This is a genomic window from Stenotrophomonas sp. MYb57, assembly GCF_002966815.1.
Classification (GTDB): domain Bacteria; phylum Pseudomonadota; class Gammaproteobacteria; order Xanthomonadales; family Xanthomonadaceae; genus Stenotrophomonas; species Stenotrophomonas indicatrix.
This window is the reverse complement of the sequence record NZ_CP023271.1, coordinates 4,169,342-4,190,317: the sequence shown is the minus strand read 5'-3', so window position 1 is coordinate 4,190,317 and position 20,976 is coordinate 4,169,342. Positions and strand designations below refer to the sequence as shown.

The 20,976-nt window shown below is 67.1% G+C and carries 15 protein-coding genes and 2 riboswitches; of the genes, 6 read left to right on the top strand and 9 right to left on the bottom strand.

What is annotated here, in order from left to right; genetic code table 11:
* Positions 1 to 229 precede the first annotated feature (229 nt).
* The 4 genes from CLM74_RS19135 to CLM74_RS19120 all read right to left on the bottom strand — a co-directional run bounded on the left by CLM74_RS19135 (position 230) and on the right by CLM74_RS19120 (position 5,371).
* Positions 230 to 790, bottom strand: a complete 561-nt coding sequence (locus CLM74_RS19135; protein WP_105164740.1) for a TlpA disulfide reductase family protein — start codon at positions 788 to 790, stop codon at positions 230 to 232.
* Entirely contained in the window at positions 787 to 3,177 is a 2,391-nt protein-coding gene (locus CLM74_RS19130; RefSeq protein WP_105164739.1) for a protein-disulfide reductase DsbD domain-containing protein, read from the bottom strand. Before CLM74_RS19130 ends, CLM74_RS19135 begins: the two co-directional genes overlap by 4 nt.
* The gene (cutA, locus tag CLM74_RS19125) at positions 3,174 to 3,512 is read right to left on the bottom strand and encodes a divalent-cation tolerance protein CutA (protein WP_032976461.1); all 339 of its coding nucleotides are present in this window, start codon (positions 3,510 to 3,512) and stop codon (positions 3,174 to 3,176) included. The genes CLM74_RS19130 and cutA overlap by 4 nt, the downstream gene beginning before the upstream one ends.
* Before the next feature lie 68 nt (positions 3,513 to 3,580).
* Positions 3,581 to 5,371 carry an endonuclease gene (locus CLM74_RS19120; RefSeq protein WP_059065293.1) on the bottom strand — a complete coding sequence of 597 codons (1,791 nt, stop codon included), beginning with the start codon at positions 5,369 to 5,371 and terminating at the stop codon, positions 3,581 to 3,583.
* Positions 5,372 to 5,723: 352 nt separating this feature from the next.
* On the opposite strand from CLM74_RS19120, the gene CLM74_RS19115 reads away from it, so the two are divergent.
* Both CLM74_RS19115 and groL read left to right on the top strand, forming a co-directional pair.
* A complete protein-coding gene (locus CLM74_RS19115; protein WP_025878649.1) occupies positions 5,724 to 6,011 on the top strand; it encodes a co-chaperone GroES in 288 nt (95 codons plus the stop codon).
* Positions 6,012 to 6,093: 82 nt separating this feature from the next.
* Positions 6,094 to 7,743 carry a chaperonin GroEL gene (groL, locus tag CLM74_RS19110; protein WP_025878650.1) on the top strand — a complete coding sequence of 550 codons (1,650 nt, stop codon included), beginning with the start codon at positions 6,094 to 6,096 and terminating at the stop codon, positions 7,741 to 7,743.
* 171 nt (positions 7,744 to 7,914) lie between these two features.
* On the opposite strand, the gene CLM74_RS19105 is transcribed toward groL, so the two are convergent.
* Positions 7,915 to 9,078 carry a serine hydrolase domain-containing protein gene (locus CLM74_RS19105; RefSeq protein ID WP_099843869.1) on the bottom strand — a complete coding sequence of 388 codons (1,164 nt, stop codon included), beginning with the start codon at positions 9,076 to 9,078 and terminating at the stop codon, positions 7,915 to 7,917.
* A gap of 178 nt (positions 9,079 to 9,256) precedes the next feature.
* Between CLM74_RS19105 and CLM74_RS19100 the strand changes: the two genes are divergently transcribed.
* The 4 genes from CLM74_RS19100 to CLM74_RS19085 all read left to right on the top strand — a co-directional run bounded on the left by CLM74_RS19100 (position 9,257) and on the right by CLM74_RS19085 (position 12,246).
* Complete coding sequence (locus CLM74_RS19100; RefSeq protein ID WP_105164738.1) at positions 9,257 to 9,757, top strand: MarR family transcriptional regulator; 501 nt, start codon at positions 9,257 to 9,259, stop codon at positions 9,755 to 9,757.
* Positions 9,754 to 10,491: a DNA alkylation repair protein gene (locus tag CLM74_RS19095; protein ID WP_105164737.1), complete on the top strand. Its 738-nt coding sequence runs from the start codon at positions 9,754 to 9,756 to the stop codon at positions 10,489 to 10,491. The genes CLM74_RS19100 and CLM74_RS19095 overlap by 4 nt, the downstream gene beginning before the upstream one ends.
* 167 nt (positions 10,492 to 10,658) lie before the next feature.
* Positions 10,659 to 10,919, top strand: a complete 261-nt coding sequence (locus CLM74_RS19090; protein WP_025878654.1) for a hypothetical protein — start codon at positions 10,659 to 10,661, stop codon at positions 10,917 to 10,919.
* A 253-nt stretch (positions 10,920 to 11,172) separates the two neighbouring features.
* Positions 11,173 to 12,246 (top strand): 3-deoxy-7-phosphoheptulonate synthase, encoded by a 1,074-nt coding sequence (locus tag CLM74_RS19085; protein WP_105164736.1) that lies wholly within the window; start codon positions 11,173 to 11,175, stop codon positions 12,244 to 12,246.
* 210 nt (positions 12,247 to 12,456) lie between these two features.
* Here the strand turns inward: CLM74_RS19085 and CLM74_RS19080 are convergent, their stop codons facing one another.
* From CLM74_RS19080 to CLM74_RS19065, 4 genes are all read right to left on the bottom strand, one after another.
* Entirely contained in the window at positions 12,457 to 15,516 is a 3,060-nt protein-coding gene (locus tag CLM74_RS19080) for an efflux RND transporter permease subunit (RefSeq protein WP_105164735.1), read from the bottom strand.
* The gene (locus CLM74_RS19075; RefSeq protein ID WP_105164734.1) at positions 15,513 to 18,644 is read right to left on the bottom strand and encodes a multidrug efflux RND transporter permease subunit; all 3,132 of its coding nucleotides are present in this window, start codon (positions 18,642 to 18,644) and stop codon (positions 15,513 to 15,515) included. The genes CLM74_RS19080 and CLM74_RS19075 overlap by 4 nt, the downstream gene beginning before the upstream one ends.
* Entirely contained in the window at positions 18,641 to 19,807 is a 1,167-nt protein-coding gene (locus CLM74_RS19070; RefSeq protein WP_105164733.1) for an MdtA/MuxA family multidrug efflux RND transporter periplasmic adaptor subunit, read from the bottom strand. The genes CLM74_RS19075 and CLM74_RS19070 overlap by 4 nt, the downstream gene beginning before the upstream one ends.
* 220 nt (positions 19,808 to 20,027) lie before the next feature.
* On the bottom strand, positions 20,028 to 20,645 hold the full coding sequence (locus CLM74_RS19065; RefSeq protein ID WP_032952083.1) for a trimeric intracellular cation channel family protein: 618 nt from the start codon (positions 20,643 to 20,645) through the stop codon (positions 20,028 to 20,030).
* 84 nt (positions 20,646 to 20,729) lie between these two features.
* A riboswitch (glycine riboswitch) is annotated at positions 20,730 to 20,833 on the bottom strand.
* 13 nt (positions 20,834 to 20,846) lie between these two features.
* A riboswitch (glycine riboswitch) is annotated at positions 20,847 to 20,936 on the bottom strand.
* Between the last annotated feature and the right edge of the window lie 40 nt (positions 20,937 to 20,976).

The following is a 20,976-nucleotide window of genomic DNA, read 5'->3' as shown; positions in this document are numbered from 1 at the left end:
GGCATGCCTCGGGCGGGCTGGGCAGGACGCCCAACCCCGGTCTTGCCGTGTGCGCAGGACAGCGCACACGAGCAAGCGGCTGCCAAGCCTACAAGGACGTACTTGCGGCGTCCCCCGCACTCCGACACCGCCCCGCCATCCCACGCAATGCCGCTTTGGCCGTTGCTTCGGCTGTTGCTGTTGCTGTTGCCTGAGAGCATCTGCAGGTGCAGGGCGCAGCCCTGCCGACCTACTTCGCCCAGCCTTCGATTTCGCCGTGCGCGAACGGTCCGAGCTTGGCCTTCACCATCCGTCCCTGTGCGTCGAACAACACGCTGTAGGGCAGCAGACCCTGCCCGTTGCCCAACTGCACGCTGGCATCGCGTGGGCCGGGGGTATCGAGCACGATGGGATAGTCCACCGGCACCCGCTGCAGGAAATCATGCACGCCGTCCGGCGTATCCAGTGCCAGGCCCAACACCTGCACGCCGTGCGCGCCTTGGCCCTCGGCAAAGCGGGCCAGTTCGGGCATCTCTTCCACGCAGGGGCCGCACCAGCTGGCCCACACATTGACCAGCAATGGGTGGCCCTTGAAGCGTTCGCGGATATCCAGCGCGTGACCTTCAGCATCGGCAAGCACCAGCGCCGGCAGCGGATCACCGGGCCGCAGCATCGGCAGCGCCGGCGGCGATACCGCAACAGGCGCTGCAGCTTCCGTCGCCGGCTCCGGCGCCAGCCGGTTGCCGGCCCACAGGCCAAGACCGGCAGCCAGCACTGCTGTCCACAGCAGCGCTGGCCGTTGCCACTTCATCGCGCGGTGCGCAGCAGCGCTTCTTCCACCAGCGCCTGCGTCAGCAGGGTCGGCAGCACCGTCGGCGGGGCGCCGGGGCCGTACACCACGTACAGCGGCACGCCCACGGCCTTGTGCTCATCCAGGAACGCGGTGATCTGCGGGTCGACATTGGTGTAGTCGCCACGCATGTACACCGCGTTGGTGCGCTTGAGCAGTTCCTTGAACTCCGGGCGCGACAGCACCGCGCGCTCGTTGGCCTTGCAGCTCACGCACCAGTCGGCGGTCATGTTGACGAACACGACGCGGTTGTCGGCGCGCAGGCGGTCCAGCATCTGCGGCGAGTAATCCACCACGTTCTCGCTGCTCGCCTGCGCGGCACGTGCCGGCGGTGCCAGCTGGGTCACCGCCCACACCGGCACCAGCGCGGCGATCACCAGCAGCACGCCCAGCAGCCCGGCCGCGCGCTGGCTGCGCCAGCGGCTGCGCTCGAACAGCCACAGGCCGCCGGTGAGCAGCAGCAGGCCACCCAGCGCCAGCGCCATGCCATCCACGCCGCGCTGCTTGCCCAGCACCCACAGCAGCCACAACGCGGCGGCGTACATCGGGAAGGCCAGCACGTGCTTGAGGGTTTCCATCCACTGGCCCGGCTTGGGCAGGCGACGGGCCAGCGCCGGCACGAAGCCGATCAGCAGGAACGGCAGGGCCAGGCCCAGGCCGAGGAACAGGAACACCAGCATCGCCGCTACCGGCGGTGCAACGAAGGCATAGGCCACCGCCGGGCCGAAGAACGGTCCCACGCAGGCACTGCCGACCACGCAGGCCAGCACGCCGGTGAAGAAATCGCCGGCCGGGCCACTGCGTCGCGCCAGCGACTGGCCGAAGTTGCCGATGCCGCCGCCCATGGTGAACACGCCGGACAGGCTCAGGCCCACCGCGAACATGATGTAGGCCAACGCCGCGACCACGCCGGGATGCTGCAGCTGGAAGCCGATGCCGACCGCATTGCCGAGCATGCGCAGGCCGACCATCAGCGCGCCGATCACCGCAAAGGCGACCAGCACGCCCAGCGTGTACCACATGGCATGGCTGCGGGCGCGCTCGGCGCTTTCACCGCTCTGCGCCAGGCTCAGCACTTTCAGCGACAGGATCGGCAGCACGCAGGGCATCAGATTCAGCACCAGGCCACCGCCCAGTGCCAGCAGCAGTACCCACAGCAGCGAGCTGTCGGTTTTCGGTACGCGGCTCGGAGCCTTGGTACGCAGCGCATTGTCCTGCTGCGCGTCGGCGGCGAAGGCATCGCGCGAGCCGCTGCTGGCGTCGGCACCACCCGTGGCGGCCGGCGCGTCGTTGGGCACGGTCGGAAGCAGGCGCAGCGGTGTGCCGTTGGCGCCCTCGCGGGTGCCGGCAGTGGCCGAAGCCGGCAGCGAACGAATCACTTCGTCGCGTGCGGCAGGTGCATCACTGGTGGCGTTGGCCTTGCCGGCGGGGATCGACAATTTCACCCGGCGGGTCATCGGCGGGTAGCAGATGCCATCGGTCTGGCAACCCTGGAAGGTCACCACCAGCGTGCTGTCGACCGCCTCGGCGCGGCTGCGGCGCAGCGGCACCGGCACTTCCACCTGGTTGAAATAGACCGCCACATCACCGAAGTGCTCGTCGCGGTGCGACTGCGCCGCCGGCCAACGCGGCTTGTCGGCCAGTACCCCGGCGCTGCCTTCCAGCTTCAGCGAGGTGCGGTCGCGATACAGGTAATAGCCCGGTGTCGGGCTGAAGCGCAGCAGCAGGGTGTTGCCATCGCTGGCGATGGCATCGAAGCCGAATGCCTGATCCGACGGCAGCGGCAGTGCCTGGCTGTTGCTGGTGCCCGGCAGTCGCAGGCCACCGCCACTGCCGGCCCCGGCCAGCGGGTTGTTGAATGCACTGGCGCCGGTGGCGCGTGCGGTCGGCAGCGTGGCCGCCGCAACGCCTGCACCGGGCAGGGTCACCTGCACCACGCGCTTCTGCGGCGGGTAGCACACACCAGCATCGGCGCAGCCCTGGTAACGCACTTCCAGGCTGATGGTGCCGGCGGCATCGGTGGGCGCGCCAGGCAGGGTGGCCTGCAGGCGCTCGCGGTAGGTCTCCACCTCACCGAAGAAATCGTCGTGGTGCTTCTTGCCTGCGGGCATCTGCAGCGCAGCGGCGTTGAACGCCGGATCGGCCTTCACCGTGGTGCGGTGGCGATACAGGTAGTAGCCCGGGGCGATCTTGAACTGCAGTTGGATCTGGCCACGCTCGGGCGCGCTGGCGGTCAGCGCGAACGCCTGGTCCACCGGCAGCAGATCCTTCTCATCCAGCGCGAAGGCCGGCAATGAAAGCCACAACAGAGCGCACAAGGCGGCGCCACGCGCAAACAGAGTCTTCAATCAGTGTCCTCCCGGGTCTGTGCCCGGATCCAGTCCAGATACGCCGGCAGGCCGGCCCGGGTTTCGACCGCGATGCACTCCGGGAGTTCATACGGATGCAGTTCGACGATCCGGGCGATGGCTTCATCGACACGGCTTGCGGTGGTCTTCACCAGCAGCTGCAGCTCGGTGTCGGTGGTGACCTCACCCTGCCAGCGGTAGGTCGACTGAGCGCCGTCCAGGCGGGTCACGCAGGCAGCCAGATGCTCGGCGACCAGCGCATGCGCGATGCGCTCGGCACTGGCCCGGTCCGGGCAGGTGGTCAACAGCAGCAGGACGGGATCGACGGTCGACATGACCGTCGAGTATAGGGCCGTCGCCGGGGCAGGGCCCGGCGACGGCAGTGGACCGCAGCGTTGCGCGGTCAGTTGGCCAGCTGGCAGGTGGCCGGCTTGGCCGAGGTGAACAGGCCCGGGGTGGCCCACTCGGGGTGGTCGATGAAGGGGTTGCGGTTGCCCTGGAACGAGTAGATCACGTCATTACGCGCCTGCTCGGCGGCATCCGGCGGATCGGACAGGTGCCAGTCGATCAGGGTCGACAGCAGGCCCATGTAGGCCGGCGAGCTGCTGGTCTTGACGATCTTGCTGCGGTCGTCGGTCAGTTCCAGGTCCGGTTCGGACTGGCCGGTGGCCGCATCCTTGCCACCTTCATAGCGGATGGCCATGTACATCACCGCGCGTGCCATGTCGCCCTTGCGATGGCCCCACACCTCGAAGGTACCGGCATTGCCGTCCGGTGTACGTACCCAGTTCGAATTGCCCGGGTAACCACCGCTGCCACCGCCGTGGCCGTTGTTGGCTTCGGTGGCACGCTCGCCGCAGTTGGCATCGCACTTGCCGAACGGCTTGTTGCCGCGGTCGGCATTCCACTGTGCGTCGGTCAGGTACAGCATGTGGGTATCGGTGTAGGGCGCGTACGGCAGGCCCTTGTCGCCGGTGGTGCTGGCAAAGCCCAGCGAGTTCGGCCAGGTGTGCTCGCGGTTGTACTTCAGGCCGCTGCCACTGCCTGCACGGTCGGTCACCTTGGCGAAGCTGTGGTTGCGGTAGGCATCGAGGATCCGGCCGCTGTTGTTCGGATCTTCGTCGGCGATTTCCAGGATGGTCCAGGTGCTGGTGCCCGAGCCACTGTACGGATACGCGGTGTGGCCCTTGATGGTGGCGTGCAGCGAGCAGCGCAGCTGGCTGGGGCTGCTGGTGTTGACCTTCGAGTAGTAACCGGCCGGGCCGCCGGGATTGCCCGGGTCCGGATTGCCGGTGGTGGTGGCCACGGTGAAGGCGATGCGGCTGTCGGTCGCCGGGCGGGCACCCTGCGCATCGGTGATGCGTGCGGCACGGATGTCGAAGCGGCAGGCTTCACCGGCGACCAGCGCGGTGTTGGTCGACAGCTTCACGCTCTTGCCGCTGGCCGGCCAGGTCAGCGGCACGCTGCCCGAAGTGCCGCAGGTCAGTGCGAAGGCGCCGCTGGCGAGGTTGACCGTCTCGCTGAATACCACTTCCAGGTCGGCGGCGGCAGGGAAGGTGCTGCTGCCCTGTGCCGGCGTGGTGGTGGACACCGACGGCGGCGTGTTCGGGCCCGGGGTACCGCCGCCACTGAAGGTCTGGTTGTTGTTGCAGCTGCCGAAGGTCTGCCTGGCCGATTCGGCCCAGGTGAAGTGCGCGTACTGGCTGCCGCTGCCGGTCAGCTGCAGCGAGGTGCCCGCCGCGGTGCTGTTGGTTTCGGCAACCGGAATGTTCTGGCTGGTCATGCCGGCGGCGGGGCCACCGGAAGCGGTGATCGCGCCCTCGTAGCTGAGGAACTGGACCACCTTGCCGCTGGCGTCGACCAGGGCGATGCCGTCGTTGGCACCGTTCTGCAGGCCGTTGCTGGGGTAGGTGACCACCGCCAGGGTGGCGCTGCCGCAGCTCGCCGCGGTTCCGGCCGGCACCGCGTTGTTGGCGTAGACCGTGGCGGCCGACGGGTTGCTGCCGTTGTAGAGGTACAGGCGGTAGCCGGACAGGTCTTCGCCGGCGGTGGCGACCACTTCGATGGCTTCGCCGACGTCACCGGCAGCGGTGCTGTCGTCGTAGTGCAGTTCGTTGATGAAGACCTCGGCCTGGGCCGGCGCGGCAGCCAGGGCCAGCAGGCAGGCGGCGGCGAGCGGGGACAGCAATCGCATCGACTACTCCTTGTGATTGGGAATGCCGGGCCACCCTAAAGCCGATCCGGTGACACTTTGTCGTAAATGAACGCCAGATATCTGACAGTGCGACGGCGGTCACCAAATGGTGGCCAATTCCCCCTTGGCTTGCCGCGACGCATCCCTATAAAGGCGTCCGCGCGGGGATGGAGTGCCGCCGGGCCGCCGGTAAAAATTTCGGGGGCGGGCCTTGAAAGGCCTCCGGAGGTCTCCATCTCTGTCGTGCTCCCGACCTGTCGGGCTTTTTCACGCGCGTTGCTGGCAGTCGCTTGGTGCGAGTGCTAACATCGCCGGACTTTTTCAGACCAATCAATAACTTAAGAGGTCCCACATGAGCATCAAGCCGCTGCACGACCGCGTTGTGGTCAAGCCGATCGAAGCCGACGAAGTTTCCGCCGGTGGCATCCTGATCCCGGACTCCGCCAAGGAAAAGTCCACCAAGGGTGAAGTCGTGGCCGTGGGCCCGGGCAAGCCGCTGGACAACGGCAACGTGCGCGCTCCGTCGCTGAAGGTCGGTGACAAGGTCATCTACGGCCAGTACGCCGGCAGCTCGTACAAGAGCGAAGGCGTCGAGTACAAGGTCCTGCGCGAAGACGACGTGCTCGCCGTCATCGGCTGAGCGTCGGCGCGACCTGCTTCATCCCCTGATTCCAACACCCAGCCGCCGGGCATGGCCCGGCGCTACCAATGAGGTAAACGCAATGGCTGCCAAGGATATTCGTTTCGGTGAAGACGCCCGTTCGCGCATGGTGCGCGGCGTCAACGTTCTCGCCAATGCCGTCAAGGCCACCCTGGGCCCGAAGGGCCGCAACGTCGTGCTCGAGAAGAGCTTCGGCGCCCCGACCATCACCAAGGACGGCGTGTCCGTCGCCAAGGAAATCGAACTGGCTGACAAGTTCGAGAACATGGGCGCGCAGATGGTGAAGGAAGTCGCCTCGCGTACCAACGACGACGCCGGCGACGGCACCACCACCGCCACCGTGCTGGCCCAGGCCCTGATCCGCGAAGGCGCCAAGGCCGTTGCTGCCGGCATGAACCCGATGGACCTCAAGCGCGGTATCGACAAGGCCGTCGTGGCTGCCGTCGCCGAGCTGAAGAACATCTCCAAGCCGACCGCTGACGACAAGGCCATTGCCCAGGTCGGCACGATCTCGGCCAACTCGGACGAGTCGATCGGCCAGATCATCGCCAACGCGATGAAGGAAGTCGGCAAGGAAGGCGTGATCACCGTCGAAGAAGGCTCGGGCCTGGACAACGAGCTGGACGTGGTCAAGGGCATGCAGTTCGACCGCGGCTACCTGTCCCCGTACTTCATCAACAACCAGCAGTCGCAGACCGCTGACCTGGATGACCCGTACATCCTGCTGCACGACAAGAAGATCTCCAACGTCCGTGACCTGCTGCCGGTGCTGGAAGGCGTCGCCAAGGCTGGCAAGCCGCTGCTGATCGTTGCCGAGGAAGTCGAAGGCGAAGCGCTGGCGACCCTGGTGGTCAACACCATCCGCGGCATCGTCAAGGTCGTGGCCGTCAAGGCTCCGGGCTTCGGCGACCGTCGCAAGGCGATGCTGGAAGACATGGCCGTGCTGACCGGCGGCACCGTGATCTCCGAGGAAGTCGGCCTGTCGCTGGAAAAGGCCACCATCAAGGACCTGGGCCGCGCCAAGAAGGTGCAGGTCTCCAAGGAAAACACCACCATCATCGATGGCGTGGGTGACAAGGCTGCGGTCGATTCGCGCGTTGCGCAGATCAAGACCCAGATCGAAGACACCTCCTCGGACTACGACCGCGAGAAGCTGCAGGAGCGCGTGGCCAAGCTGGCCGGTGGCGTTGCAGTGATCAAGGTCGGCGCGTCGACCGAAATCGAAATGAAGGAAAAGAAGGATCGCGTCGACGACGCCCTGCACGCGACCCGTGCAGCCGTTGAAGAAGGCGTGGTCCCGGGCGGCGGCGTTGCCCTGGTCCGTGCGGTCTCCGCACTGGCTGGCCTGAAGGGTGCCAACGAAGACCAGAACCACGGCATCCAGATCGCCCTGCGCGCGATGGAAGCCCCGCTGCGCGAAATCGTTGCCAACGCCGGTGAAGAGCCGTCGGTCATCGTCAACAAGGTCAAGGAAGGCACCGGCAGCTTCGGCTACAACGCCGCTACCGGCGAGTTCGGCGACATGCTGCAGTTCGGCATCCTGGACCCGACCAAGGTGACCCGTTCGGCGCTGCAGAACGCAGCCTCGATCGCTGGCCTGATGATCACCACCGAAGCCATGGTTGCCGACGCTCCGAAGAAGGACGAGCCGGCCATGGGTGGCGCTGGTGGCATGGGCGGCATGGGTGGCATGGGCGGCATGGACTTCTAAGTCCCGCTGCACTGCTGCAATGAAAAAACCCCGCCGCAAGGCGGGGTTTTTTTGTGGGTGGCGTGTTGCCGCCAATGGGCACACGCCAATGGGTCCATACCCATGTGTCCATGCCAATGAATCCATGCCCATGGGTCCACGCCAGTAGATCCACGCCATGCGTGGATGGCGTCAGCGCACGAACACCTTCTCCGCGCCGTACTCCCAGTCCCACGGCACTCCGGTATCGCCAAGCACGAACGCCACCAGCGCCGGAAACGCCGCCTCGGCGCGGACATCGTTGCCCAGCATCACCACGCAGCGCTGGCCCTGCTCGATGCACACCAGGGTGTTGCCCACCGCGTCATCGTGGCCGCCCTTGTAGAAGCCGGGCCCCTGCGGTCCGCGGAAGGTGACCACGCCCAGGCCGGCTGCCAGGTCCCTGCGCCGCTCCGCTACCGGCAGTTCCGCCTGCAGGGTTGGAAACTGGCTGGCCGTGGTGATCGGCAGCTGCGGACGTACCAGCTCCTGCCGCATCGCCGCTGAAAGGCCTTCGCCGCGCACATAGCCCGCTGCGAAGTTGGCCATGTCGGCGATGGTGGTATCCATCGAGCCGGCGGCCCGCACCCGGCTGCGCTCGTCATGCGGCTCGGGCGTGCCATCGGCGGTCCAGCCGTCGGCCAGGTTGGTGGCGAAATCCTCGCGCCACATCATGCTGGTGCGGGGCATGCCGAAGCGGTCGAACACGCGACGCTGCATCAGCGCGCCGATGTCCTGGCCAAGGCGCCCCCGTTCGAGCACGAACTGCAGCAGGATCAAGCCTTCGCCGGAATAGCCGTAGCGGCTGCCCGGATCGAAATGGAATTGCAGCCTGCCATCCGGTTCCAGAAACGCGAAGTTGGCAAAGCCGCTGCCATGATTGAGCAGCAGGCGCGGGGTGAGCCGGCGCCAGCGTTCGTCGCCAGCCAATACGCTGTAATCGGCGTAGTGCTTCGTATCGACGGGGTAGTCCGGCAATGGCTTGTCCAGATACGTGGCAATGCCGGCGTCCAGCGCGATCACCTGGTCCTGCGCCAGCTGCGCGACCAGGTGGCCAAAGGCCATCTTGGTCAGCGAAGCGGCGTACATCACGGTGTCGGTACGCAGCGGTTCGCCGGCGGCGTTGCGCTCGCCATAGGCGGCCACGTGCACCACCTTGCCAGCGTCGATCACCGCCAGCGCCATGCCACGTGCGTGTGCGGCCTGCATCAGCCGTTGCGCCTGGGCATCAATGCGGGCTGGCGATGGCAGCGGTGGTGGCGCAGCGACTACGGCCATCGGCAACAGCGTCAGCAACAACAGGACGACACGGCACATGCGTGGAGCTCCTGGCGGGACGTGGCGCGATGCTACCGCAGCTTTGGCTGTTGGCGCCTGTCGACCCCATCCAGGCCCCGGGGCGGCGCCGCGTCATGCCCTGCGGCGGCCCGGTCCGGACTTGCGCCCTGCGGGTTAGAAAATATAATAAGGCGCCTAATCATCATGGATTTGATGGATGCTTGAAGCAAAACACACGGCTCTCATCCAGGAGGCTGGCCGTCGCGGCGATCCCCACCTGGCCCAGCTGCGCCTGTGCTTCCAGCTGCTTTCGCTGTCCAGCGCGATCGACCGTGACTGCGCTTCACGCCTGGCGCCGCACGGCCTCAGCGAGGGCCGTTTCATTGTGCTGTTCCTGCTGCACGGTGCTGGTGGCACGTTGCCTCCGCACGAGTTGGCCGAGCGCGCTGGCGTCACCCGCGCCACCATCAGCGGGCTGCTTGATGGCCTGCAGCGGGACGGCCTGCTGCAGCGGCGCAGCGATGCCGAGGATGGCCGCCGCCTGCAGATCGTGCTGACTGCCCGCGGCAAGCACTTGGCCGGCGATCTGTTCGACCAGCACACACAATGGATCGGCGGACTGTTCAACGGCCTTGATTCCGGCGAGCAGGCGCAGTTGTCGCTGCTGCTGGAAAAAGTCTGGCGACACACCGACGCAGGCCAGGAAACAGGCACATGAGCGGCACCATCGGCACGGCACGCCTGCAGGCACTCAATGCGGGCAGCGTATCCAGCACGCACCTGGCCGAGTGCCTCGCAGTGGATTTCGCCGCATTGCTGCAGGCGGTGGCACCAACCTTGCCCGAGGCATCCATGCAGCGCATGCGCGCCGCTGCAGGCAAGGGAATCACCCAGCGCATGGCATTGGCCGCAGCGGTGCTGCGCGAGGCAGGGCAGGGTGACGTGCACTGCTGGCAGGCGCATCCCTCGGACACCGTGCGCGGATGGGCCTGCTATCTGATCGGTGCCGACGCGCAGGCGACATTGGCCGGCAAGCTGCAGGCGATGCGTCCACTGGCAGATGATCCGCACTTCGGTGTGCGCGAATGGGCATGGTTGGCCTTGCGCAGCGATATCGTCGCCGAGCCGCTGGAAGCGCTTGCCCTGCTGCAACCCTGGACGCTGCAGCGTTCGCCGAATCAGCGCCGCTTCGCCTGTGAGGCGCTTCGCCCCCGCGGTGTGTGGGCCACGCACATTGCGCTGTTCAAGCAGCAACCCGAGCACGCGTTGCCCTTGCTGGAGGCCCTTGCTGACGATCCCGAGCGCTATGTGCAGGACTCGGTCGGCAACTGGCTGAACGACGCCGGCAAGAGCCAGCCCGGATGGGTGCGCGATGTATGCGCACGGTGGCAGTCAACGCACGACAGCGCAGCCAATACATACATCCGCAAGCGCGCGCTGCGCTCGCTGTAGCACCGTACCGTTCACCCGCGTTTCCCGGTAGTGCCGGCCGCTGGCCGGCAACCCCATGCGCCATCGCCTCATCGGACGGCATTCCAGCACCCTCGTGGCACATGCGCGTGTCATCCATTCCGGGTAAAGATGGCGCTCGGCCGTGTCCACCCGCAGGGAAGTCGAGCATGCAGAGCAAGATCCAGGTGACGTTGTACGGAGCGCTGGGCAGCAGTCCAGCGCTGCAGGTGCCCGGCCTGGAAGGGCCGGTGGTGGCCATCCAGGAAGCCACCCTGCGGCAGCTGGTGTCCGATCTGTATACGGCCAGGTCCATGCTCAACCCCGAACAGCTTGATGAGGCCAGGCAGGAACTGGACCGCGTGGTGGAGCGTTGGGTCGACATCCACGAGACGCTGCTGCTGGATGTGGAAGTGCATGGCGGCCGATAGTCCGCTGAACCGCGCCCGCAGTTGCGGATGAAACAGTTGGCACCCGCCAAAACCCTGTGTTATCAATAGATCCCATGAACGCAGCCCACGCCAGCTTTTATTGGTATTACTTTCCGAAGCCCCCGGCGGAGGAAGGATTGCGCTCACCCTGAAGAAAGCTTCAGACGCATTCCCGAAAGCCGCCAGCGAACCTGGCGGCTTTTTTCATGTCGCCACGCTGCGGACCCCCAACGTTCCGTAGAGACCCCTCACCATGCCCCCGCACACCGACGACCTGCGTATCCGCACCATCGAACCGCTGACACCGCCTGCCCAGCTGCTGGCGATGCTGCCCTGCGATGAAGAAGCCTCCGACACCGTCAGCGCTTCGCGCGCCGCCCTGCACCAGATCCTGCATGGCCGCGACGACCGCCTGGCGGTGGTGGTCGGGCCGTGCTCGATCCACGATCCGAAAGCCGCCATCGAGTACGCACAGCGCCTGAAGCCGCTGCGCGATGCGCTGGCCGGCGAGCTGGAAATCGTCATGCGCGTGTACTTCGAGAAGCCGCGCACCACGGTGGGCTGGAAGGGCCTGATCAACGATCCGGACCTGGACGGCAGCTTCAAGATCGACAAGGGCCTGCGCATCGCCCGCGGCCTGCTGCGCGACATCAACAAGCTGGGCCTGCCTGCCGGCGTCGAGTTCCTCGACGTGATCTCGCCGCAGTACATCGCCGACCTGGTGGCATGGGGCGCGATCGGCGCACGCACCACCGAAAGCCAGGTGCATCGTGAACTTGCGTCGGGGCTCTCGTGCCCGGTTGGCTTCAAGAACGGCACGGACGGCAACGTCAAGATCGCCGCTGATGCCGTGGGCGCAGCCTCGAATCCGCATCACTTCCTGTCGGTCACCAAGCAGGGTGGCACGGCCATCGTCTCCACCACCGGCAACCCGGACTGCCATGTGATCCTGCGTGGTGGCAAGCAGCCGAACTACGACGCGGCCAGCGTGGCCGATGCCTGTCAGGCACTGGCCAAAGCCAAGCTGCCGACGCGCCTGATGATCGATGCCAGCCACGCCAACAGCCTGAAGAACCACGAAAACCAGCCGAAGGTGATCGAAGACATCGCCATCCAGCTGGAAGACGGCGAGCAGCGCATCGTCGGCGTGATGATTGAAAGCCATCTGGTGGGTGGCCGCCAGGAGCTGGTCGAAGGCCAGCCGCTGGTCTACGGCCAGAGCATCACCGATGGCTGCATTGATTGGGACACCACCGTGCAGGTGCTGGAGCGGCTCGCCGCTGCCGTGCGCGCCCGCCGTGAAGTGAAGGTGTCCGAAGCCGCTTGAGTGCGGCACGTGTGTGGATGGCGGCCAGCGCCTGCGGGGGTGCGGCCGCGATCAGGGCCGGTCGGAGTTGGAGACCGGCCCGTCTGCACCGGCGATGCGCCTGGCGCTGCGTATGTGCGACAGCGCCAGGTACATCGCCGGGGTGGTGTGAAACCCGCTCCGGCGATGGCCGCAGTAGATCCGCGCCATGCGTGGATGAAGCCGACCGGCTCACCGCCCCGCCCGTACTCGCGCCAACGCCAGATACATCGCCGGCGTGGTGTACAGCGTCAACCACTGGCTGACCAGCAACCCGCCGACGATGGCGATGCCCAGCGGCTGCCGCAGCTCCCAACCTTCACCGTTGGCCAGCATCAGCGGCAACGTACCCAGCAGTGCCGCCAGCGAGGTCATCAGGATCGGCCGCAGGCGCAGTCGTGCCGCTTCCATCACCGCATCCTGCGCGCTCAGCCCGCGGCGTTCGCCGGCCAGGGCGAAGTCGACCAGCAGGATCGTGTTCTTCATCACCACGCCCACCAGCAGGAACAGGCCGAGCAGGGCGATCAGGTTCAGTTCGTTGCCGAACAGCCACAGCGCCAACAGCGCCCCGATGCCGGCCGACGGCAGCGTGGACAGGATCACCAAGGGCTGCAGGAAACTCTCGTAGAGGATGCCCAGCACCAGGTACACCGCCAGCGTCGCACCCAGTACCAGCCACAACTGGCGCGAACGCAGCTGCTCCAGGCCGCCGGCCTCGCCGGACAGCTTGGCCTGCACCGAGCGCGGCAGCATCAGTTTGGCCATCGCCGCATCAATCGCCCGAGTGGCCTGTTCCAGGCCCACGCCGGGTGCCAGCGCGAACTCGATCCAGATCGAGGCGAACTGCTCGCTGTGGTACACGCGGTCCGGCGCCATGCCATAGCGCCAGCTGGCGATGCTCGACAGGGGAATGCGCTGGCCGCTGCCATCGATCACCTGCAGCCGTGCCAGCGTGCCCGGGTCCTGGGTGTGCTTCGGGTCCAGCTCCATCACCACCCGGTACTGGTTGAGGCTGTCGTACAACGTCGCGACCTGGCGCTGGCTGAAGGCGTTGTTGAGCATGTTGGCTACGGTGCGCAGGTCCACGCCGTGGCGCGCCGCTGCCTCGCGGTCGATGTCCAGCATCACCTGGCGCATGCCGGCCTCGCCCTGCGCTTCCACGTCCACCAGTTCCGGCAGGCCACGCAGCGCAGCAGCGACCTTCGGTGCCCATTGGCGCAGTGGCGCGGTATCGGCCGAGAGCAACTGGAATTCGTACTTGCCGCTGCTGCCGGCGCCTTCCAGGCGGATGTCCTGGTCCACCCACAGATAGAGGTTGCCCCCAGGCAACTTGGGCAGGCGCGCACGCAGTCGATCGATCACCTGCTGGCTGGAGACACCGCGCTCGGCCAGCGGCTTCATCTTGATCATGATGAAGGCGTTGTTGACCCCGTTGCTGCCACCGATATACCCGATGATGTCCTCGATGGCCGGGTCGGACAGCAGCAGTCTGCGGTAGGCATCGATCTTCGGCTGCATCGCCTGGAAGGACAGGCCGTCATCGCCACGCGCGAAGCCGCGCAGCTGTGCGGTGTCCTGCTGCGGAACGATGCCCTTGGGTACCTGCTGGAACAGCCAGGCATTGAGTGCGATCACTGCCACGAAGGCCAGCAATGGCCAGCGCAGTTGCCGCAGGCTGGCCTGCAGGGTGCGCAGATAGGCGCCACGCACGCGCTCGAACAGCGCATTGCTGCCGCGCTGCCAGCGCGTGGGCTGTTGTGCGTCATCGACGAACAGGCGCGCGCACAGCATCGGCACCAGGCTGAGTGCCACCAGCACCGACACCGTCATCGCCGCCACCAGGGTCAGCGAGAATTCACGGAACAGGCGCTCGACGAAATCGTCCAGGAACAGGATCGAGACGAACACCACTGCCAGCGCCAGGTTCATCGATAGCAACGTAGCGCCCACTTCCGATGCACCGCGCACCGCCGCCTGCCAGCGGTCGGCGCCCAGTTCGCGATGGCGCGCGATGTTCTCCAGCACCACGATGGCGTCGTCCACCACCAGTACCGCCGCCACGATCAGGGCCATCAGCGAGAGCGTATTGAGCGAGAAGCCCATCAGCGCGATCAACGCCAGCGTGCCGAACAGCACCACCGGAATCGCCACGCTTGGCACCAGTGCTGCGCGCCAGTGGCCGAGGAAGCCGAGCACCACCAGTACCACCAGCGCGATCGCCAGCAGCAGGGTCACTTCTGCTTCGTGCAGGGTGGCGCGGATCACCGGCGAGCGGTCCATCACCAGGCGCATGTCCACCGTGCTGGGCAGCAGGGCGTGCAGCTGCGGCAACTGCGCCTGGATGGCATCGACGGTGGCGATGATGTTGGCGCCGGGCTGGCGGCTGACGATCAGCAGCACGGCGGGGCGTTCGTTGTGGAAGCCACTGGCATAGCGGTCCTCCACGCCATCGACGACGGCAGCGACATCGCCCAGCCGCAGCAGGCGGTCATCGCTGGACTTCAGCGCCAGCTGGCGATACTGCGCGGCCTGGCGCAGCTGCAGCGGCGCCTCCAGTTGCCAGTGCTGCTGCGCGCCTGCGACCGCACCCAGTGGGCGTACTGCATTGGCGCGGCTGATCGCCTGTGCCACGTCTTCCAGTGCCAGGCCTGCGTGATTGAGAGCATTGGGGTCCAGCGACACGCGAACCGCCGGCAGCGCGCTGCCGCCCACCTGCACTTCGCCCACGCCCGGCACCTGCGACAGCTTCTGTGCCAGCACAGTCGAACCCAGGTCGTACAGCTGGCCCGGCGAGAGCGTATCGGAGGTCAGCGCCAGCGCCAGGATCGGCGCCTGCGACGGATTGACCTTGCGGTACTGCGGCATGCCCGGCATGCCGCTGGGCAGCTGGCCGCGGGCGAGGTTGATCGCGGCCTGCACTTCGCGCGCGGCCTCGTCGATATCGCGGCCGAGCACGAACTTCAGCTCGATCTCGGTCTGCCCCTGGGTGCTGGCCGAGTCGATGCGCGAGATGCCGGGCAGGCTGCCCAGCGCACGCTCCAGCGGCGTGGCCACGGTGGCCGCCATCGATTCGGGCGAGGCGCCGGGCAGGCTGGCACTGACTTCAATGGCGGGATAGTCGACCTGCGGCAGCGGTGCCACCGGCAGCAGGCGCAGCGCCAGCAGGCCGGCCAGTACCAGCGCCACCGCCAGCAGGAGGGTCGCCACCGGACGCTGCACGCAGGCCTGTGCCAGGCGTGCCACAGGGGTCATGCGCCGGCCTCGCCAGCGGTTGCCGGTGCTGTCGCGCGGCCACGCTGCAGCCGGTCGAAGGCCAGGTAGATCACCGGCGTGGTGAACAGGGTCAACACCTGGCTGACCAGCAGGCCACCCACCATCACCCACCCCAGCGGCTGCCGCAGCTCGGCGCCCGAGCCACTGGCCAGCATCAGCGGTACCGCGCCGAACAGCGCGGCCAGGGTGGTCATCAGGATCGGCCGGAAGCGCAGCAGCGCCGCCTGGTGGATCGCCTCACGCGGGCTCATGCCGCGCGTGCGCTGCGCGTCCAGCGCGAAGTCGATCATCATGATCGCGTTCTTCTTCACCAGGCCGATCAGCAGCACGATGCCGATCACTGCGATCAGGTCCAGGCTGCGTCCGCTCACCCACAACGCGGCCAGGGCGCCCACGGTCGCCGAGGGCAGGGTGGAAAGAATGGTGATGGGGTGGATGAAGCTCTCGTAGAGCACGCCCAGCACGATGTACATCACCACCACCGCCGCCAGGATCAGCCACAGCGTGCTCGACAGCGAACTGCTGAAGGCCGCCGCCGCGCCCTGCAGGCGCAGCTCGATGCTCTGCGGCAATGCCACCTGTGCCTGCGCGGCATGCACGGCATCCACCGCTTCGCCCAGCGATGCGCCGGGCGCAAGGTTGAACGACAGCGTGGCCGCCGGGAACTGACCGACATGGTTGCGTAGCAGCGCCGTTGGCCCCTGCTCGACGCGCGCCACCGCGCCCAGCGGCACGGTCTGGCCGTTGCTGCTGCGCACGCGCAGGCCGCTGATCGCCTCCGGCCCCGGTTGCCGCGCGGGATCGGCCTCAAGCACCACCCGGTACTGGCTGGCCTGGGTGAATATGGTCGAGATCTGCCGTTGCCCGTAGGCGTCGTACAGTGCGTCGGCCACCGCTTCCACACTCACGCCAAGGCGTGCGGCGGCATCGCGGTCGATGCTCACCCTGGCCTGCCGGCCCTGCATCTGCAGGTCACTGGCCACATCACGCAGCGCCGGCGATTGGCGAAGCGCTTGCAACAGTTTCGGCGTCCAGGTTTCCAGCGTCTGCAGGTCCGGCGTGGTCAAGGTGAACTGGTACTGGTTGCGGCTGATGCGGTCTTCGATGCCCAGCTCCTGCACCGGTTGCAGGTACAGGGTGATACCGGGAATCCTCGCCACGCGCTGCTGCAGCCGCGCCATCACCACGTCGGCGCCCTCGCGCTCGCCGTGTGGCTTCAGTTCGATCAGCAGGCGGCCGGTGTTGAGGGCGGCATTGTTGCCGTCCACGCCGATGTAGGAAGACAGGCTGGCCACGGCCGGGTCCTGTTCAATGGCCGTGGCCAGGGCAAGCTGGCGCTCGCGCATGGCCTGGAACGAGATCGCCTGCGGGGCTTCGCTGATGCCCTGTATCAGGCCGGCATCCTGCACCGGGAAGAAGCCCTTCGGCACGGCGAAATACAGCGCCACCGTCAGCGCAAGCGTGGCCACGGTTGCCAACAGCATCAGTGGCTGGCGCTGCAGTACCCAGCGCAGCTGGCGGTCGTAGAGGGCGATGATGCGATCGAACACGTCGCGCTTCGGGGTCGGAGCCCTGACCGGATCCGACCCGGGCGGGGTCAGATCCCCGTGGGGCGCTGACCCCTTGGCATGTGGTTTCAGGAAGCGCGCACACAGCATCGGCGTCAAGGTCAGCGACACCAGCAGCGAAATGCCGATGGCCACCGCCAGCGTCACTGCGAACTCATGGAACAGCGCGCCCACCAGGTCGGCCATGAACAGCAACGGGATCAGCACGGCGATCAACGAGACCGTCAGCGATACCAGGGTGAAACCAATCTCGCTGGCGCCCTTCAGCGCCGCTTCGCGCGGGCTTTCACCGTCTTCCAAGTGGCGGGCGATGTTCTCCAGCATCACGATCGCATCGTCCACCACGAAGCCGGTGGCAATGGTCAACGCCATCAGCGTGAGGTTGTTGAGCGAATAGCCGGCCAGCAGCATCACCGCAAATGTGCCGATCAGCGACAGCGGCACCGCCACGCTGGGAATCAGCGTAGCCGGCAGGTTGCGCAGGAATACCCAGGTGACCAGCACCACCAGCGCGATGGCCAGCACCAGTTCCTTCTGTACGCCGCGCACGGACGCGCGGATCGATTCGGTGCGGTCGCTGAGCACGGTCATCTGCACGCCGGCCGGCAGCGTGGCCTGCAGCTGCGGCAGCAACGCACGCACCTGTCCGACCACGGCGATGACGTTCGCGCCGGGTTGGCGCTGGATGTTCACCAGCACCGCCGGTGTGGTGCCGCTCCATGCCGCCAGCTGGCGGTTCTCGGCGCCGTCGGTGATGGTGGCGACATCGCCCAGCCGCAGCGGTGCGCCCTCACGCCAGGCCAGCACCAGTGCGCGGTATTCGGCAACGCTGCGCATCTGGTCGTTTGCATCGAGCATCACCGCACGGATCGGGCCATCGAAGCTGCCCTTGGGCAGGTTGACGTTGGCTGCGGCAATCGCTGTGCGGATGTGGTCCATGCCCAGGTTGTTGGCGGCCAGCGCGGCCGGATTGACCTGGATGCGCACGGCGGGGCGCTGGCCACCGGCCAGGCTGACCAGGCCCACACCCGGCAACTGCGCCAAGCGCTGGGCGATGCGGGTATCGACCAAGTCATGCACCTGGGGCAGTGACAGGCCCTGCGAGGTCACTGCCAGGGTCAGGATCGGCGTGTCGGCCGGATTGACCTTGCGATACACCGGCGGCACCGGCAGGTCGCCGGGCAGGAAGCTGCCGGCGGCGTTGATCGCCGCCTGCACGTCCTGTTCGGCCACGCCCAGCGACACCTCCAGGCCGAACTGCAGGGTGATCACCGAGGCGCCACCGGAACTGGTGGACGACAGCTGTTTCAGGCCGGGAATCTGCCCGAGCTGGCGCTCCAGCGGCGCTGTGATGGTGCGCGTGGTCAGCTCGGGGCTGGCACCGGGGTACAGCGTGGTGATCTGGATGATCGGATAGTCGACCTGCGGCAGCGCCGCCACCGGCAGCAGGCGATAGGCCAGTACCCCGGACAGCAGCAGCGCCACCATCAGCAGGGTGGTGGCGACCGGGCGCAGGATGAAGGCGCGCGAGAGGTTCATGCGCCGGCCCTGGTCGATGCCTCCTCGGTGATGATCTCCACCGCGGTGCCGTCTTCCAGCCCGTCGATGCCTTCGATCACCACCTTGTCACCAGCCACCAGGCCGGAACGCACCGCCACGCGTCCGTCGTCGGCCGGACCGAGCACCACCGAGCGACGTTGTGCCTTGTTGTCCTTGTCGACGATGTGCACGTAGTTGCCCTGGCTGCCGAACTGCACGGCGGCATCGGGAATCAGCAGCGCGGGATGCTCACCCAGCTGCAGGCGCACATTGACGAACTGGTTGGGGAACAGCGCCTGGTCGGCGTTGTCGAACTGCGCGCGCAGCTTCAGCGTGCCGGTGGCGGTATCGATGCGGTTGTCGACGCTGGACAGGGTGCCGCTGGCGAGCTGCCGTCGTTCTTCGCGGTCCCAGCTTTCCACCGCCAGCGCCGGCTGCGCCTGCACGGCATCGAGCAGGGCGGGAAGCTCCGGCTCGGGCACGGTGAACAGCACGCTGATCGGCGCCGTCTGCGCCAGCGTGACCAGGCCTTCGGTATCGCTGGCGTGCACCAGGTTGCCTACGTCCAGCCGGCGCAGGCCGACACGGCCGCTGACCGGGGCGATGATGCGCGTGTACTGCAACTGCAGGCGTGCTTCGTCCACCGATGCCTGGTCGCTGAGGCGGCGCCCCTGCAGCTGCCGTACCTTGCTCTGCTGGTCGCTCAGTTCCTGTGCCGACACGTAGTTCTGTCGCTGCAGTTCGCGGTAGCGCTGCAGCTGGCGCTCGGCATTCTCCAGCTCGGCCAGGTTCTGCTGCTGCGTACCCTGTGCGTGCGCAAGCTTCACTTGATAGGGGCGGGGATCGATCTGTGCCAGCAGGTCGCCGGCGTTGACCTGCTGACCTTCCTGGAAATGCAGGCGCATCAGTTCGCCGTCCACGCGGCTGCGCACCACCACGCTGTGCAGCGGAGTGACCGTACCGACCGCCTTCATCCGCAGCACCAGCGGCTCGGCGCTGGCAAGGGCGATGCGTACAGGCACCGTCTTGCCGCTGCCGGCTTCGCCACTGCCCGCCTCGACCCGCGGCCACAGCCACCACGCCAGGCCAGCGACAAGGGCAAGACCGGCAACGACCAGCAGCAGGCGGGCACGAGGTGAGCGGAAATTTTCGGCGACAGACATGGGCATCCTGCGCCCTGCGTGCACGCAGGGTCATGCGGGCCCGTCGGCACCACGAAGGGCCACGGGCAGCGGGGGAGGGGGATTGTCTGGCGGGGCCGCAGGCGCGGCGTGGCTGGATGCCGTCGCGCGTGCGACGGGGCGCCAATGGTAGCGGTTTACGCGGGCGGTCGCCGCGTGACCTTGGTCATGCCACCCCGCCGGTAGTGCCGGCCCGCGCCGCTCAATGCACTTCGTCGTGGTACACGAACTTGGGCATTTCCCAGCGGTAGTGGATGGCCAGCAGACGCACGGCGAAACCACCGCCCAAGCAGCACAGGATCGCCGTAGCATCGGCCACGCCCCAGTGCAGCAACAGCAGATACACCGCACCGGTCAGCAGCGAGATGATGGCGTACAGCTCTTTCTGGAAGATCAACGGCACCTCGTTGCAGAGGATGTCGCGCAGCACGCCGCCGAAGGCGCCGGTGAGCATGCCGGCGATCAGCACGATCGGCAGTGCATGGCCGGCCTCGCGCGCGATCGAGCAGCCGATCAACGTGAAGGCGATCAGGCCCAGGCCATCGAGCACCAGGAAGGTGCGGCGGAAGTGATGCATCCAGCGCGCCACCCAGGTGGCGATCAGTGCCGCGCACACGGTGAAGCCCAGGTACTCCGGGTGTTTCACCCAGCCCAGCGGGTAATGGCCGAGCAGGATGTCGCGCAGTGAGCCGCCACCGAGGGCGGTAACACAGGCGATCATGACCACGCCGAACAGGTCCATGCGGCGGCGGCCGGCAGACAGGGCACCGGTCATGGCTTCGGCGGAAATGGCGATCAGGTAGATGATGGACAGCAGCATGGGACAAGCTCCGGGCGCGGTGGGGCCGGCCATGCGCACATACCGCCACTGCCTGCGCAATGACGGGATGACGATGACCGGTGCCGCTCCCGCTGTCCTTTTGCCTGAGAGTTCAGCGGCGTGAGCCGCGTGCCCCTTCGGCGGATCGTCCCGGGCGTGCCCGGTGACCTCTCTCCAGCTCGGCGAGTCGAATGCATGGTTGGTGGGATTCCAGCCCACCGGCCTGAGCGATCATGGGAGCCTGCGCCTTCGGCGGGCGCCAGCGCGGCGCCTCTCTCCTGCATTCGGTCGCCAGTATATCCGCTGCAGTGCAGCACGGCATAATCCGGCC

What these genes read in the sequence shown, in the direction of transcription:
- CLM74_RS19135 (WP_105164740.1), bottom strand. Translation starts at nt 790, where the DNA reads ATGAAGTGGCAACGGCCAGCGCTGCTGTGGACAGCAGTGCTGGCTGCC.
- cutA (WP_032976461.1), bottom strand. Translation starts at nt 3,512, where the DNA reads ATGTCGACCGTCGATCCCGTCCTGCTGCTGTTGACCACCTGCCCGGAC.
- CLM74_RS19120 (WP_059065293.1), bottom strand. Translation starts at nt 5,371, where the DNA reads ATGCGATTGCTGTCCCCGCTCGCCGCCGCCTGCCTGCTGGCCCTGGCT.
- CLM74_RS19115 (WP_025878649.1), top strand. Translation starts at nt 5,724, where the DNA reads ATGAGCATCAAGCCGCTGCACGACCGCGTTGTGGTCAAGCCGATCGAA.
- groL (WP_025878650.1), top strand. Translation starts at nt 6,094, where the DNA reads ATGGCTGCCAAGGATATTCGTTTCGGTGAAGACGCCCGTTCGCGCATG.
- CLM74_RS19105 (WP_099843869.1), bottom strand. Translation starts at nt 9,078, where the DNA reads ATGTGCCGTGTCGTCCTGTTGTTGCTGACGCTGTTGCCGATGGCCGTA.
- CLM74_RS19100 (WP_105164738.1), top strand. Translation starts at nt 9,257, where the DNA reads ATGCTTGAAGCAAAACACACGGCTCTCATCCAGGAGGCTGGCCGTCGC.
- CLM74_RS19095 (WP_105164737.1), top strand. Translation starts at nt 9,754, where the DNA reads ATGAGCGGCACCATCGGCACGGCACGCCTGCAGGCACTCAATGCGGGC.
- CLM74_RS19090 (WP_025878654.1), top strand. Translation starts at nt 10,659, where the DNA reads ATGCAGAGCAAGATCCAGGTGACGTTGTACGGAGCGCTGGGCAGCAGT.
- CLM74_RS19085 (WP_105164736.1), top strand. Translation starts at nt 11,173, where the DNA reads ATGCCCCCGCACACCGACGACCTGCGTATCCGCACCATCGAACCGCTG.
- CLM74_RS19080 (WP_105164735.1), bottom strand. Translation starts at nt 15,516, where the DNA reads ATGACCCCTGTGGCACGCCTGGCACAGGCCTGCGTGCAGCGTCCGGTG.
- CLM74_RS19075 (WP_105164734.1), bottom strand. Translation starts at nt 18,644, where the DNA reads ATGAACCTCTCGCGCGCCTTCATCCTGCGCCCGGTCGCCACCACCCTG.
- CLM74_RS19070 (WP_105164733.1), bottom strand. Translation starts at nt 19,807, where the DNA reads ATGTCTGTCGCCGAAAATTTCCGCTCACCTCGTGCCCGCCTGCTGCTG.
- CLM74_RS19065 (WP_032952083.1), bottom strand. Translation starts at nt 20,645, where the DNA reads ATGCTGCTGTCCATCATCTACCTGATCGCCATTTCCGCCGAAGCCATG.